At 72.8% G+C, this 13,338-nt stretch carries 16 protein-coding genes; 7 read left to right on the forward strand and 9 right to left on the reverse strand.

Annotated features, from left to right (window positions below; translation table 11 throughout):
* Positions 1–467: hypothetical protein (locus H295_RS0136480; protein ID WP_020140298.1), on the reverse strand; the 467-nt coding region annotated here is incomplete at its 3' end.
* A 77-nt stretch (positions 468–544) separates the two neighbouring features.
* Between H295_RS0136480 and H295_RS0136485 the strand changes: the two genes are divergently transcribed.
* Positions 545–1,186 carry a class I SAM-dependent methyltransferase gene (locus tag H295_RS0136485; protein ID WP_020140299.1) on the forward strand — a complete coding sequence of 214 codons (642 nt, stop codon included), beginning with the start codon at positions 545–547 and terminating at the stop codon, positions 1,184–1,186.
* 7 nt (positions 1,187–1,193) lie between these two features.
* Here the strand turns inward: H295_RS0136485 and H295_RS0136490 are convergent, their stop codons facing one another.
* Complete coding sequence (locus tag H295_RS0136490) at positions 1,194–1,394, reverse strand: hypothetical protein (protein WP_020140300.1); 201 nt, start codon at positions 1,392–1,394, stop codon at positions 1,194–1,196.
* Between the two features lie 44 nt (positions 1,395–1,438).
* Between H295_RS0136490 and H295_RS0136495 the strand changes: the two genes are divergently transcribed.
* Positions 1,439–2,077, forward strand: a complete 639-nt coding sequence (locus H295_RS0136495) for a dihydrofolate reductase family protein (protein WP_020140301.1) — start codon at positions 1,439–1,441, stop codon at positions 2,075–2,077.
* 1 nt (position 2,078) lies between these two features.
* Here the strand turns inward: H295_RS0136495 and murQ are convergent, their stop codons facing one another.
* Together murQ and H295_RS0136505 are read right to left on the reverse strand one after the other, a co-directional pair.
* Positions 2,079–3,011: an N-acetylmuramic acid 6-phosphate etherase gene (gene murQ / locus H295_RS0136500; RefSeq protein WP_020140302.1), complete on the reverse strand. Its 933-nt coding sequence runs from the start codon at positions 3,009–3,011 to the stop codon at positions 2,079–2,081.
* 59 nt (positions 3,012–3,070) lie between these two features.
* Positions 3,071–3,958 (reverse strand): MurR/RpiR family transcriptional regulator, encoded by an 888-nt coding sequence (locus H295_RS0136505; RefSeq protein ID WP_420706287.1) that lies wholly within the window; start codon positions 3,956–3,958, stop codon positions 3,071–3,073.
* A 55-nt stretch (positions 3,959–4,013) separates the two neighbouring features.
* Between H295_RS0136505 and H295_RS0136510 the strand changes: the two genes are divergently transcribed.
* Both H295_RS0136510 and H295_RS0136515 read left to right on the forward strand, forming a co-directional pair.
* Positions 4,014–4,397, forward strand: a complete 384-nt coding sequence (locus H295_RS0136510; RefSeq protein ID WP_020140304.1) for a hypothetical protein — start codon at positions 4,014–4,016, stop codon at positions 4,395–4,397.
* Positions 4,394–4,663: a DUF4031 domain-containing protein gene (locus H295_RS0136515; protein ID WP_020140305.1), complete on the forward strand. Its 270-nt coding sequence runs from the start codon at positions 4,394–4,396 to the stop codon at positions 4,661–4,663. The genes H295_RS0136510 and H295_RS0136515 overlap by 4 nt, the downstream gene beginning before the upstream one ends.
* A gap of 40 nt (positions 4,664–4,703) precedes the next feature.
* On the opposite strand, the gene H295_RS0136520 is transcribed toward H295_RS0136515, so the two are convergent.
* Together H295_RS0136520 and H295_RS0136525 are read right to left on the reverse strand one after the other, a co-directional pair.
* The gene (locus H295_RS0136520) at positions 4,704–5,810 is read right to left on the reverse strand and encodes a GNAT family N-acetyltransferase (RefSeq protein WP_020140306.1); all 1,107 of its coding nucleotides are present in this window, start codon (positions 5,808–5,810) and stop codon (positions 4,704–4,706) included.
* 35 nt (positions 5,811–5,845) lie between these two features.
* Complete coding sequence (locus H295_RS0136525; RefSeq protein ID WP_020140307.1) at positions 5,846–6,487, reverse strand: hypothetical protein; 642 nt, start codon at positions 6,485–6,487, stop codon at positions 5,846–5,848.
* Positions 6,488–6,630: 143 nt separating this feature from the next.
* On the opposite strand from H295_RS0136525, the gene H295_RS0136530 reads away from it, so the two are divergent.
* The gene (locus tag H295_RS0136530; RefSeq protein WP_020140308.1) at positions 6,631–7,323 is read left to right on the forward strand and encodes a copper homeostasis protein CutC; all 693 of its coding nucleotides are present in this window, start codon (positions 6,631–6,633) and stop codon (positions 7,321–7,323) included.
* Here the strand turns inward: H295_RS0136530 and H295_RS0136535 are convergent.
* The gene (locus H295_RS0136535) at positions 7,320–8,204 is read right to left on the reverse strand and encodes an LppU/SCO3897 family protein (protein WP_234021762.1); all 885 of its coding nucleotides are present in this window, start codon (positions 8,202–8,204) and stop codon (positions 7,320–7,322) included. The genes H295_RS0136530 and H295_RS0136535 overlap by 4 nt on opposite strands.
* An 89-nt stretch (positions 8,205–8,293) precedes the next feature.
* Complete coding sequence (locus H295_RS0136540) at positions 8,294–10,345, reverse strand: UvrD-helicase domain-containing protein (protein ID WP_020140310.1); 2,052 nt, start codon at positions 10,343–10,345, stop codon at positions 8,294–8,296.
* Positions 10,346–10,635: 290 nt separating this feature from the next.
* Between H295_RS0136540 and H295_RS46140 the strand changes: the two genes are divergently transcribed.
* Complete coding sequence (locus H295_RS46140; protein ID WP_199788665.1) at positions 10,636–10,815, forward strand: hypothetical protein; 180 nt, start codon at positions 10,636–10,638, stop codon at positions 10,813–10,815.
* A 29-nt stretch (positions 10,816–10,844) separates the two neighbouring features.
* Here the strand turns inward: H295_RS46140 and H295_RS0136550 are convergent, their stop codons facing one another.
* Positions 10,845–12,488, reverse strand: coding sequence for a DNA repair helicase XPB (locus tag H295_RS0136550; protein ID WP_020140312.1), 1,644 nt, complete (start codon positions 12,486–12,488; stop codon positions 10,845–10,847).
* Between the two features lie 138 nt (positions 12,489–12,626).
* On the opposite strand from H295_RS0136550, the gene H295_RS0136555 reads away from it, so the two are divergent.
* The gene (locus tag H295_RS0136555; protein ID WP_028810077.1) at positions 12,627–13,160 is read left to right on the forward strand and encodes a hypothetical protein; all 534 of its coding nucleotides are present in this window, start codon (positions 12,627–12,629) and stop codon (positions 13,158–13,160) included.
* The last annotated feature ends 178 nt before the right edge of the window (positions 13,161–13,338 follow it).

Below are 13,338 nucleotides of genomic sequence, written 5' to 3' on the forward strand. Positions count from 1 at the left end.
GGGCGCGGGCCGCGGCGCTGGGCGTTGAGATAGAGCTCGGCCTCGTGCCGGTCCCGCCTCGGCGTCCCGCACAGCTGCCACTCCTGGCCGGTCCACAGCTCGGGCAGCCAGCGCTGCTGGGGCTGGGGGCGGTCCTCCCGCACTCCGTACCGGGAAGGGGTGGGGCCGGTTGTCCTCGGGCGGGCACCGGGCCCGTTGATCTCGGCGCGGCGGGCCGCACGGCGGCGGGTCTCGCACAGCAGGCACAGGTCGGGGGCGTTCTCGTCGACCGGGCCGTTCGGGTGCTCGGCGCAGCGGGTGGTGGGGGCGGCGGCGCTGACGCTGTCCTCCAGCAGGTCCAGGGCCCGCTTCAGGTCGGCCTTCATCTCGTGCAGCTTGGCGTCCGGGGTGTCGCCGGTGAGTGCGTCGCCGTGCTCGCCGAGGAGGCGCAGGGCACGGCCCAGGGCGGTGAGCTGGGCGTGGTTCATGGCTCCAGGGTAGGCACCGGGACGGCACCTCGGAGGCCACGGGCCCTCTCGGACCGCGGGCCTGCTGGAATGAGCCCATGCGTGTCCTGGAGACCCTCGCCCGCCTGAACGCCGCCTATCCCTGGTCGCACAACGCCCACTACCACCCGTGGATCATGCGCCGGCTGCCCCCGCGCTTCGACCGCGCCCTCGACGTCGGCTGCGGTGCCGGGGATCTCGTGCGGCTGCTCGCCACCCGCGCGGCACAGGTGCACGGCATCGACAGCGACAGCCGGATCATCGGTGCGGCGAGGGAGGCGACCGCGGCGGACCTCCCCGTCACCTACGCCGTCGCGGACGGAGGGTCGTACGACCGGGGCGGTCCCTACGACGTCATCACCTGCGTCGCCGTGCTCCACCACCTGCCCCTGGCCGGGACGCTCAGCCACTTCCGGCGGCAGCTCGCGCCCGGGGGAACCCTCGTGGTGGTCGGGTGTGCGCGGGAGGACACCTGGGTGCAGCACCTGCTCGGGCTCGTCTCGGTCCTGCTCAACCCCCTGTTCGGATGGGCCAGGAACCGGGGCCGCAGGGCCGCCGCGCCTCCCCTCGCGATGACCGCCGTGACCCGGCAGCCGGACGTCCCGTACACCGAGCTGGCCCGGGAGGCCCGCCGCATCCTCCCCGGCGCCCGCCTCAGGCGCCGGCTGTTCTGGCGCTACACCCTGGTCTGGCGGGCCTGAGGAGAGGTCACCGGGACCTGGACCTGACGTAGGCGATCACCGAGAGCAGGACGGCGAACAGGACCGCGTCCTCGGCCAGGCCCCCCAGCGCGCGGGTGACGGGATGGGCGAAGACGAGGGCGGGAGTGGCCCCGCGATCCAGTGCGCCGACGAGCCCCGGAAAAAAGTGCGGGGTGGTGTCGATTCCGTCAGGGTTCGAACGACGCACAGGTGACAGGCGACAGGACGGCAGCACCACGAGAGGCGGCGATCATGCCCAAGGTTCGCGTACACAACGTCACGGTCTCCCTGGACGGCTTCATGGCCGGCCCGAACCAGCGGCTGGACGCCCCCTTCGGGGACGGTGTCGGATGGGGGGACGAGCTGCACGGCTGGTTCACCGGCGCCATGGAGGATCTCGCCGCCGGGAAGGGCGGCACCGACGTCGAGTACTTCGTCCGCGGGGACCGGAACATCGGGGCCACGATCATGGGGCGGAACATGTTCGGGCCACAGCGCGGGGCCTGGGAGGACGAGTCCTGGCAGGGCTGGTGGGGGGACAACCCGCCGTACCACCACGACGTCTTCGTGCACACCCACCACCCGCGTCCGACCCTGGAGATGGCCGGCGGGACCACCTTCCACTTCACCGACGAGTCGCCGGAGAAGGTCCTCGGACGTGCCTTCGAGGCCGCGGACGGCAAGGACGTCCGCATCGGCGGCGGTGCGGCGACCATCCGGCAGTACCTGCGCGCCGGCCTGATCGACGAACTCCACCTGGCCGTCGCGCCCATGCTCATCGGGAGAGGGGAGCGGCTCCTCGACGACCTGGGCGCCGGGATCGACGGCTACCGGGTGTCCGAACTGGTCGGCTCCCCGACGGTCACCCACGCCGTGCTGGTGCGCCGGTGAGTCAGAGGGCCGCCGCCAGCGCCGCCCGCAGACGGCCCCCCGACTCCTCCAGCAGACGGGCCGCCGTGGGCCCGTCGACATCGGCCAGGATCGTCAGGATCGCGTTCTTGACCTCGCCGTCCGTGGCGGTCAGGGCCCGCTCGATCTCCGCGTCCCCGGCGCCGGTGGCCAGCGCGACGATCCGGCGCGAGCGGGCGCGCAGCTTGTCGTTGGAGGCGCGGACGTCGACCATCAGGTTCCCGTAGGTCTTGCCGAGACGGATCATCGTGATCGTCGACAGCATGTTGAGGACCAGCTTCTGCGCGGTGCCGGCCTTCAGCCGGGTCGAGCCGGTGAGCAGCTCGGGACCCACGACCACCTCGATGCCGTGGTCGGCGGCCGCCGCGAGCGCGCTGCCCGCGTTGCAGGACAGGCCCACCGTCAACGCCCCCTGTGCGCGGGCGTGTTCCACCGCGCCCACGGCATAAGGGGTACGACCGGACGCCGACACCCCGACCACCGTGTCCAGGGACGTCACCGCGAGCCCGTCCAGGTCGGCCCGGGCCAGCTCGGCCGAGTCCTCGGCGCCCTCGACGGACGTGACCAGCGCCTGCGGGCCACCGGCGATCAGGCCCACGACCCGCGCCGGGTCCGTGTTGAAGGTCGGCGGGCACTCGGAGGCGTCCAGCACGCCGAGGCGTCCGGCGGTGCCCGCGCCGGCGTAGATCAGCCGTCCGCCCCGGGCCATCCGCTCGGCGACGGCGTCGATGGCCGCGGCGATCTGCGGGACCTGCCGGGCCACGGCGGCCGGTACGGAGGCGTCCTCGCCGTTCATCAGGCGGGCGATGTCGAGCGTCGGCAACCGGTCGACGTCGGCGAACTCGGGCCGGAACGCCTCGGTGGTCAGCGACTCCAACTGGGCTCGCAGGTCACGGGGGTGGGAGGGGGAGGTCATGGAGGAACGGTTCTTTCTTCGTGACGGACATCTGGGACGTCTGCCGGGCTCCGGGGTGTCTACCGGCGATGCCGATGCGCCAGCGCCTCGTACGACGCGGCCAGCGCCGGCGCCGCCGTCTCGTACGTCCGCTGGGCCACCCCGACGAACAGGCAGTCCACCACCAGCAGTTGACTCGTCCGGGACGACATCGCCGCCGGTCGCAGCTCGCTCTCGCGGGCCGTGGACGTGGTCAGCACATGGTCGGCGTACTGCGCCACCGCCCCGCCCGGCCGCCCGGTGATGGCGACGGTCGTGGCCCCGTGCTCGAAGGCGACCCGGAGCGGCTCGATGACGTCCCCGGTCGACCCGGAGTGCGTGATGGCGATCGCGACGTCCCCCGAGCGCAGCTGCACCGCGTTGGTCACCGCGAGGTGCGGGTCGCTGTGCGCCTGGGCTATCAGCCCTATCCGCAGCAGTTTCTGCGTGAGGTCCTGGGCGACGAGACCTGAGGCACCCACCCCGTACACGTCGATCCGCCGCGCCGTGGCGGTCGCGGCGACCGCCGCCCCCAGCTGCACGGTGTCGAGCCCCGCCGCCGTGTCCGCGAGGGTCTGCTGCTCGTCGTAGGCGAGCTTGGCGACCACGTCCGCGATCGGGTCGTCCACCGCGATGTCCGTGGTGATCGCGGGCGACCGGCCGGACTGCTGCAGGGCGGCCAGCCCGGCGAGGGCGAGCCGCAGGTCGCGGTAGCCCGGGTAGCCGAGGAGCCGGGCCGTGCGCACGACGGTCGCCTCGCTGGTCCCGGTCCGTTCCGCGAGGCCGGTGACGGTGAGCGCCGCGCAGCCCGCCGGGTCGTTCGCCACGGCCTCGGCGACCCGCTGCATGGAACGCGTCATCGACGGACCCAGCGTGCGCACCTTCGAGGCGAGCGCGCTGCCGAAAATTTCCTTCACTTCCTGGGGCACGTCTGAAAGGTATTTTCGGCGCCGGGTCGTGGTCAAGAGCGCGCACAATGGACGGATGGAGTCCATCGGTCCACTGGAACAGAGCCTGCACACGGCCCGTGCCCTCGTCCTCGCCGACCTCGCGGTGGATGACGTCGGCGCGCCGGACGTGGTGTCGATGGTCGAGGACTCCGTCGTGCAGCGGCGCTGGTGGGTGGAGCAGTGGCCCGAGGGCGCGGACTTCGTGGCGGGACTGGTCGCCCAGGACGTCCAGGACGCGATCCTCGAACGCCACGGCCGCTGGCCCCTGTGCCCGGTCTGCGGCGCGGGCGACCCGCACGCCCTGGAGGTCGAGCCGGAGCTGGGTGCCGACCCGCACTGGGTGTGCCACAAGGCGGGCGTGAAGGTCGCGGCGATCGGCTCGCTGGGTACCGCGACGGGCGGGGCCCCCTCCCCGTGACCGTCTACATCGACCCACCGACCTGGCCGGGCCACGGCCGCATGTGGTCCCACCTCATCAGCGACGTCTCCTTCGACGAACTGCACGCGTTCGCCGAGGCGTTGGGCGTCCCGTCCCGGGCCTTCGAACGTGACCACTACGACATCCCGTCGCACCGGTACGCCGACGTGGTCGCGGCCGGTGCGGTGGAGGTCAGGAGCCGGGACGTGGTGCGGCTGCTGACGGGGGCGGGGTTGCGGCGGCCGAAGGGGCGCAAGGCGGTCTGATCGGGCCGGCCGTACGGCACCACGTACTGCTTGAGAGGCCTCAGGCGGTCGGGCCGGTCAGCACGTACAGCCGAAGCCCCGCATCCTTCTCGCCGTACGCCTGCTCCTCCTCCACGCTCGCCCGCAGGAAGCCGGCGCGGGCGATGACGCGTTGCGAGGGGGCGTTGTCGGGTTCGATGGTGGCGCAGAGGCTGCGGACGTCGTCGCGGGCCAGGGCCCAGTCGCTCAGGGCACGCAGGGCCTCCGTGGCGTGGCCCATGCCGCGGGCGGAGGGGGCCAGGTCGTAGCCGACCTCGGCGCGGCCGTCCTCGTCGGGGGCGCCGTGGAAGCCCATGCCGCCGATCGCGCGGCCGTCCTCCCGCCGTACGAGGACGAAGAGGCCGAACTCCGGGCGGTGGACGCCCGCCTCGTACGCCTTGAGGGTCATGCCGGCGGCCTCGCGGGTGCCCTCGAAGGGGCCGTCCTCGACCCAGTCGAAGCCGCCGTCGCCGCCCGCGGCCAGGTCGGCGGCGGCGGCCGGGGTGACGCCCTGGAGGGTGAGGCGTTCGGCGGGCAGGACGAGGTTGTTGCTCCAGCGCCACTCGGTGCGCCGCGGGCGGCCCGGCAGGTCGCCACGGCCGGTGGCCCACAGGAGGGTGCGCCAGGGGTCGGGGCCCGGCTGGACCTCGGGGAAGATCCGGGTGAGGACGTACTCGGGGAGGTGGGCGGGCGGCTCGTAGGCGAGGTCCAGGCCCCGCGCGACGTCGTACGTGTGCAGCAGGACCTCGGCGATCCCCATCGCGGCGAAGCCCTCGCGGTTCGCGCTGCGGAAGGGGTACGGGTGGAAGGCGCGGGCCTCGCGGGGCGCGGTGCGGACCGCCGCGGCGAGCAGGGCGCCGCCGGTCGCCATGACGTGCAGCAGGCCCGTGTTGTCGGTGCCCTCGTCGAGGGTGATGTCGAAGGGGACGTAGTCGTCCCGGGCGCCTCCGGCAAGGTTCCCGGCGTAGGCGATCAGGCAGCCGCAGATGTGGAAGGCCGTCTCGTGGACGGTCCAGTCCATCCCGGTCGGCTTCACGGCCGTCCAGTCCCGGTCCGCCACCGTCCGCAGCACCGCGACCGCGCCCGCGACGGCCTCCGTCACCCGTTGTCCGCCCACGTCCCCGCCCATGTCTGTCATGGGTGCAGGCTATGACCCAGGACGCATCAGAGCGACAGCATTTCCAGCTCCGAGGTGAGGTTGTAGCGGGCCGTCGCCTCCCATTCCCGTGCCCCGTACGGAGTCCTGAACAGCCGGGGCAGGTCGAGCAGTTGACGCAGGATCGCGGACCGGCCCTCGCGGAAGGCGTCGGTGGGCACGAAGCCGTACTCCTCGCGTACGGCGGCCGTGTAGGCGGCGTACCCGGCGGGCGGGGCGGCGAGGATCGCGAGGTCGGCGTCGCACAGGACCTGGCCGTTGCGGTCGTCGTCGGCGGGGGCGTGGGTGGTGGTGAGGCGGACCAGGCGGGCCACCTCGGCCGTCGCGGCGCCCGGGACGCCGGCTTCGGGGAGCGCGCGTTCGGCGAGGCGGGCGGAGCGGTCCTCGTTCTCCGAACGGTCCGGGAGGTAGACGGCGTCATGGAACCAGGCGGCGAGACGGACCAGGTCCGGGTCGTCCGCGTGGGCTTCCAGCACGTCGACGTGGTCGAGGACCGCGGTGAGGTGCGCGAGCGTGTGGTACCGGCGCTGCGGTTCCTGCCAGCGGTCCAGGAGATTGTCGGCGTACGGCAGCGGGTCGGGGCCGTCGGTGCCCCTCACTGCGTCCAGGGCGGCGGTGAAACGGGCGCGGAGGTCGTCGGGATCGGCCATGGCCTCATTGTCCCCCGGGGCACCCCTGGCAGGTGGGCCGGCGAGATCGTCCGGAACGCACCGGTGAGCGGGATCGGGTGGCGGCGTATTCTTGAATTGGACTAGACCTGTAGCCGCCCAAGACCGTCGACGAATGGGGTCCCATGAGCAAGCGTGCAGTCCTGGAGGTGATCGCCCTCGACGTCGAGGACGCGCTCGCCGCCCGGGCCGGAGGCGCGGACCGGCTGGAACTCGTGACCGACATGGCGGCGGACGGGCTGACGCCGGCGGTCGCGACGGTCGCCGGGATCCGGGACGCGGTGGACCTTCCGCTGCGGGTGATGCTGCGGCTGTCGGACGGGTTCGGCGCCGGGGACGTCCCGCGGGTGGCGCGGTCGGCACGGGAGCTGCGGGACGCCGGGGCCCAGGAGTTCGTGCTGGGGTTCCTGGACGCGCACGGCGAGGTGGACCTGGGGGCCGTGGAGCAGGTCGTCGAGGCGCTGGACGGCTGCCGCTGGACCTTCCACCGGGCGATCGACCACGCCGCCGACCGGGACGCGCTGCGCAAACAGCTCGCCGACCTCCCGGGGCTTGACACCTACCTCACCGCGGGCTCGGCGGCGGGTGTGGACGCCGGGCTCGGCGTGCTGCTCGCGGAGGCGGCGCGGGCCGGGGAACCGGGGTACGAGCAGCAGCTGCTGGTCGGCGGCGGCCTGCGGCTGGAGCATGTGCCGCAGCTCCGGGCCGCCGGGATCGACGCCTTCCACATCGGCGGGGCGGCGCGGCCGCGCGGCTGGGAGACGCCGGTGTCGGCGGAGGCGGTCCGGGAGTGGCGGCGGGCGGTGGACGGGCGCTAGCCCTTCAGCGGGTGCAGGCACAGCGAGGTTCCGCCGTCCTCGCTGTACTCCGGGTAGGCGACGTGGTCCCCGGCCGGGCAGGAGCCGTCCGCCGGGGCGCTGACCCGCAGTTCCGCGTCGGAGGAGTCGCAGGACTCCGGTGCGAGGTCCTGTTCCGGCCAGGTCGCGTCGTTGCGGGCGCACGAGCCGGGCGTGAGCGTCGGGTGGCCGGCGCTCGCCCCGGTCACCAGCCCGACGGCCAGAAGCACCGTGAACGCGAACACCGCAAGGCCCAGCAGACCCATCGGGATCAGCGCCAGGATGCCCGCCGGGCGCCTGAACACCGGTCTGCCGGGGTCGAGCGGCGGCCGGAACCCCGGTGCGACCGGTTCCGGGATGCGGCGGATGCCGGACAGCGCGCCGAGGTTGGCCAGCAGCGTGAACGGCGTGATCAGCACGGACAGCGGGCCCCACCAGCCCAGCACCATGGTGTCCGCCTGCATGTCCCGGAAGCTCGCCAGCGCGCAGGTCCGGCAGAACACCCCCTCGCGCTTCAGGAACCGCATGATCACCAGCATCCCCTGGTGACCGCGGACGGTGACGGCCGCGGCGGGCACGGCCCCGCAGATCTGACAGCCGACCGCCCCCTGCCCACCCGCAGGCCCGGGACCGCCGTACGGCTGCTGGTAGGGCGCGGGGGCGGGTGCCTGGTGGTACGGCTGCGGATACGGCCCGGAGCCCGGCGCCTGCTGGTACGGCCCGGAGCCCGGCGCCTGTTGGTACGGCCCGGAGGGGGGCGCCTGCTGGTACGGATTCGGAGCCGGCGCCTGCGGATATGTCCCCGGAGCCGGCGCCTGCGGATACGCCCCCGGAGCCGGTGTCCCCTGATACGGCCCAGGCACCGGCCCCGGCGTCGGCGGGTACGCGGGATGCGGGGACTGTGGCGTGCTCAACGGGGGCCCTTCCAGGGGGACATGGCGGAACCAGCACCCTACCCGGCGAGCTGCTCCGGCAGCGGGGCCGAGTGCGTCACGATCAGGCCCGACACCGCTCGGGTCAGCGCGACGTACAGCCGTCGAAGGCCGGTCCGTTCGTCCGGTTCGCCGTCGACCACCGCCCGCGGCTCGTCCAGGACGACGTAGTCGTACTCGAGGCCCTTGGCGAGTGAGGCCGGGACCAGGGTCAGGCGGGTCTCGGCCGTGGTCTCCTCACCGGGGGCGAGGTACGGGATGCCGGCCGCCGTCAGCGCGTCCGCCAGCTCCGGGACGCGGGCGTCGGCGGCGATCAGGCCCGTGGAGCCCTCGTTGCGCAGCAACTCCTCGCACGCGGCCACCACTTCACCCGGGCCGGAGGTCTCGCGCAGGTCGAAGAAGCCCGGGTTCTCACGGACCGACGCGACCGGAGTGAGACCCGGCGCGATGTGCGGGAGCAGCCGGGAGGCGTACGTGATGACGTCCGTCGGCACGCGGAAACCCGCCGTCAGCTCCTCGATCACGCCGTCCGACTTGCCGAGGTGGGCCAGCGCCTCGTCCCAACTCCGCGTCGCCCAGGGCGTGGTGCCCTGCGCGAGGTCGCCGAGGACGGTCGCCGAACCCGTCGAGCAGCGGCGGCCGACCGCCCGGTACTGCATGGGGGAGAGGTCCTGCGCCTCGTCGAGGACCACATGCCCGAGCGAGTGCGTGCGCTCCACGATGTCCGTCGTCTCGTCGATCAACACCGCGTCCGCGGCGGACCACTTGGCCGACTTCACCGAGCGGACCGGCTTCGCCCACAGGATCGTCTTCTGCTCGTCCTCGTCGAGGATCCCCTCCGCGTGCGCGGCGAGGAAGTCCGCGTCCGTGAGCAGCCGCAGCACCAGCTTCGCCGGATCCACCGGCGGCCAGATCGCCTTCACCGCCGCCTTCACCGCGGAGTTGCGGGCTACCGCGTCCTGCACCCGGTCGTCCGGCGCCTCCCCCGACCGCTCCATCTGCACCAGCACGGCGTGCGCGATGCGCTGCGGAAGGGCCTCACGGGCGGCGCCGTAGCGGATGCCCCGGTCCAGCAACTCCCGCACGATCTCCTCGATCTCGTACGCCGGGACCCGCCACCTGCGTGAGCCGCGCACCACCATCACCGGCTCGGTGGGCATCGCCACGTGCGCGTACACGGCCCGCCGGAGCACCTCCGCCATCCGCGCGTCACCCTTGAGGACCGCGGCGGGCGCCTCGTCGTTGCCGCGCACCTCCACGCCCTTCGCCACGAGGTCGTCCACGGTCGCCTGCTGGACGCTCAGCTCGCCCAGCGCGGGCAGCACCTGCTCGATGTAGTGCAGGAAGGAGCGGTTCGGTCCGATGACGAGGGTGCCGGTGCGGGCGAGCCGCTCGCGGTGGGCGTAGAGCAGGTACGCGACCCGGTGCAGGCCGACGGCGGTCTTCCCGGTGCCCGGGCCTCCCTGCACACAGACCGTGCCGCCCAGACCGGACCGTACGATCTCGTCCTGTTCGGGCTGGATGGTCGCCACGATGTCGCGCATCGGGCCCACGCGCGGGCGCTCGATCTCCTGCTGGAGCAGCTTGCTGGTCCGGGCCGTCTCGGCCGGGTCGGAGAGGTGCTCGTCCTCGTACGCGGTGATGTCGCCGCGGGTGTAGCCGAAGCGGCGGCGCAGCCCGACGTCCATCGGGTCCTTCTTGGACGCCCGGTAGAACGGCTGCGAGACCGGCGCCCGCCAGTCGATGACCATCGGGTCGCCGTCGTGGTCGTGGACGTGCCGGCGCCCGATGTAGAAGCGCTCGCCTTCCGCGCCCTCGGCCTGCTCGGCACCGGGCGCGTGCAGGTAGTCGAGGCGGCCGAAGAACAGCGGGGTGTCGCTGAGGTCGGCCAGCGCCTTGATCCGCTCGTCGATCTGGCGGGCCAGGACCTCGGCGTTGACCCAGTTCGCGGTGACGTCCTTGATGTCGAGCGACTCGACGTCCTCGCGCATGGACCGCAGCGCGGCGCGGGATTCGGCGAGGTGGGAGCGTTCGCGGAAAAGGGGGTCGTCGGTGGGCAGGGGCGTGGACAAGGGGGTGCCTCCGAAGGGACCTGCGGGACGGGCGCGGGGGATGCCGACCGGTTTCCGTCCGGACGGCGGCACTCCGTGAGGGAGGCGGGCAAGAGCGGAGATTGTAGAGGGGCGGGGTGAGAGGGGGCCAATGAATTTCGCAGGGCCCCCGGCGGCTCCCTCGCGGCCCCTAGGGGACGGCCCCTCCCCACCCTGGGGGAGGCCGCACCCCCGGGCCGTCCTCAGGTAGCACAAGAAGGGGCTACCTGAGACCGATGCCCCCTTTATGCCTGATCGGCCACCATGGAGACATGAGTGCAGCGACCTTCACCCCAGCCCCCGGTCGCCCGTCCGGAGCGACCCCCGTATCGAGTGGCCACACCCACCGTCTCGGCGACGCCCTGCGCGCTGTCCGCGTCTTCGCCGGCGCCGCCTTCGACGTCGTCATACTCGGCCAGTACGGCCAGGAAGCCGGCGTCCGCCACAGGTAGCCGCCGGTCTCCCAGCAGGTAGCCGCCGGTCAGCTCTCCGTGAGCAGTTCGTCCGCGTCCACGATCCGGTAGGCGTACCCCTGCTCGGCCAGGAACCGCTGGCGGTGCGCGGCGAAGTCCTGGTCGATGGTGTCCCTCGCCACCACCGAGTAGAAGTGCGCCTGATGCCCGTCCGCCTTGGGACGCAGCACCCGCCCCAGCCGCTGCGCCTCCTCCTGCCGTGATCCGAACGTGCCCGACACCTGGATGGCGACCGTCGCCTCCGGCAGGTCGATGGAGAAGTTCGCCACCTTCGACACCACCAGCACGCTGATCTCGCCCTGCCGGAAGGCGTCGAAGAGCTTCTCGCGCTGGGCGTTGGAGGTCTCGCCCTTGATCACGGGGGCGTTCAGATGCTCACCGAGCTCGTCGAGCTGGTCGATGTACTGGCCGATCACCAGGATCTGCTGGCCCGCGAAGCGCTTCACGAGCGCCTCCGTGACCTTCCGCTTGGTCGCGGTGGTGGCGCAGAAGCGGTACTTCTCCTCCTGCTCGGCGGTGGCGTAGGCGAGCCGCTCGGAGTCGGTCAGGTTCACCCGTACCTCGACGCAGTCGGCGGGCGCGATGTACCCCTGCGCCTCGATCTCCTTCCACGGCGCGTCGAACCGCTTGGGCCCGATGAGCGAGAAGACGTCCGACTCCCGGCCGTCCTCGCGCACCAGGGTCGCGGTCAGACCCAGCCGCCGCCGGGCCTGGAGATCGGCGGTGAACTTGAAGACGGGCGCGGGCAGCAGGTGCACCTCGTCGTAGACGATCAGCCCCCAGTCCCGCGAGTCGAACAGCTCCAGGTGCGGGTAGACACCCTTCCGCCGGGTCGTCAGAACCTGGTAGGTGGCGATGGTGACGGGCCGGATCTCCTTCTTCGTCCCGCTGTACTCGCCGATCTCCTCCTCCGTCAGCGAGGTCCGCTTCACCAGCTCGTGCTTCCACTGCCGGGCCGAGACGGTGTTGGTGACGAGGATCAGCGTGGTCGACTTGGCCTGCGCCATGGACCCGGCGCCGACGAGGGTCTTGCCCGCACCGCACGGCAGGACGACCACGCCGCTGCCGCCGTGCCAGAAGTTCTCCACGGCCTGCTTCTGGTAGGGCCGCAGCGCCCACCCGTCCTCGGCCAGCTCGATGGGGTGCGCCTCGCCGTCGACGTACCCGGCGAGGTCCTCGGCGGGCCAGCCCAGCTTCAGCAGCGTCTGCTTGATCTGCCCGCGCTCCGAGGGGTGCACGACCACGGTGTCCGGGTCGAGCCGCGCCCCGACCAGCGGGGTGATCCGCTTCGAGCGCAGGATCTCCTCCAGCACCGGCCGGTCGGTCGTGGTGAGCACCAGTCCGTGCGCGGGGTGCTTGCTCAGCGTGAGACGCCCGTACCGGTCCATCGTCTCCGCGACGTCGACGAGCAGGGCGTGCGGCACCGGATAGCGGCTGTACTGCACCAGCGCGTCCACCACCTGCTCGGCGTCGTGCCCGGCGGCGCGCGCGTTCCACAGGCCCAGCGGGGTCACCCGGTAGGTGTGGATGTGCTCCGGCGCCCGCTCCAGCTCCGCGAACGGCGCGATGGCCCGACGGCATGCGTCGGCCTGCTCGTGGTCGACCTCGAGCAGCAGGGTTTTGTCGGACTGGACGATGAGAGGACCGTTCACGTACAGGCATCCTTCCGCACGGGCCAAACGTCCAGTGTGCCTCACCGCGGGACGATCAAGCAGGGGTGATCCTGTGCAACCTCGACCCCGCTTCGGCTGTCTTGCTGGGCGGGAGCGGTGCGGGGAGGGCGTATGGGGATGTCTGCGGGCAGGTGGGCGGCCGGCGGGGGAGCGGTCGTGGTGCTGGTGGCGACGGGGGCGTGGGCGCGGCTGCCCGGGGGCACGGGCGTCGACGCGGGCCTGTGGAGCCGGGTGCGGCCCGCGGTCGAGGCCCGGCTGCTGGAGCAGCCGCGCGGGACCGGTGTCGGGGAACCCGGGGCGCGGTGGTTCTGCCGGGCGGAGGCGGTGGATCTCGCCGAGCGGGACGGTCTGGTGCGGGCCGGTGTCAGCACGTTGTGCGTGGAGTACGGGGTGCGGTCGGGGCGGCTGGTGGAGTGCTCCGGGGCCGAGGTGCCGCAGGTGATACGGCTGCGCCGGGAGGCGGACGGCGACTACGGGGTGGTGTCCCAGGAGACGGCACCCGACGGCGAGGGCAACGCGCAGTGGATCACGTCCCGCTTCGGCCACGTCACGGCCGCCTCGCTCGACGACACGGTGTCGTCCACAGCACTGGAGTCCGCCGCCCGCACCCACTTCAACCTGCCGACCGACACCCCGGTCACCCCGTGCTGACGCCCCTCTAGGGCGTGTTGCGAAAGTCCCGTCGTTCGCCCGAAGGGCGGGCCGCGCGGCGTCAGGTGCGTGCTCTCGGCGTGCCGGGCGGAAGCCCTCGTACTGGATGTACTTGGGCTTTCGCCCGGTGCGGCGAGAGTGCGTGCATGGCGTCGCGAGGCAGGCGGGACTTTCGCAA

Source organism: Streptomyces sp. 351MFTsu5.1 (assembly GCF_000383655.1).
Taxonomy (GTDB): Bacteria; Actinomycetota; Actinomycetes; order Streptomycetales; family Streptomycetaceae; genus Streptomyces; species Streptomyces griseorubiginosus.

Excerpts from the sequence above, each read along its gene's own strand:
- H295_RS0136530 (WP_020140308.1), top strand. The coding sequence starts at position 6,631 with ATGAGCAAGCGTGCAGTCCTGGAGGTGATCGCCCTCGACGTCGAGGAC.
- murQ (WP_020140302.1), bottom strand. The coding sequence starts at position 3,011 with ATGACCTCCCCCTCCCACCCCCGTGACCTGCGAGCCCAGTTGGAGTCG.
- H295_RS0136520 (WP_020140306.1), bottom strand. The coding sequence starts at position 5,810 with ATGGGCGGGGACGTGGGCGGACAACGGGTGACGGAGGCCGTCGCGGGC.
- H295_RS0136555 (WP_028810077.1), top strand. The coding sequence starts at position 12,627 with ATGTCTGCGGGCAGGTGGGCGGCCGGCGGGGGAGCGGTCGTGGTGCTG.
- H295_RS0136510 (WP_020140304.1), top strand. The coding sequence starts at position 4,014 with ATGGAGTCCATCGGTCCACTGGAACAGAGCCTGCACACGGCCCGTGCC.
- H295_RS0136525 (WP_020140307.1), bottom strand. The coding sequence starts at position 6,487 with ATGGCCGATCCCGACGACCTCCGCGCCCGTTTCACCGCCGCCCTGGAC.
- H295_RS0136485 (WP_020140299.1), top strand. The coding sequence starts at position 545 with ATGCGTGTCCTGGAGACCCTCGCCCGCCTGAACGCCGCCTATCCCTGG.
- H295_RS0136495 (WP_020140301.1), top strand. The coding sequence starts at position 1,439 with ATGCCCAAGGTTCGCGTACACAACGTCACGGTCTCCCTGGACGGCTTC.
- H295_RS46140 (WP_199788665.1), top strand. The coding sequence starts at position 10,636 with ATGAGTGCAGCGACCTTCACCCCAGCCCCCGGTCGCCCGTCCGGAGCG.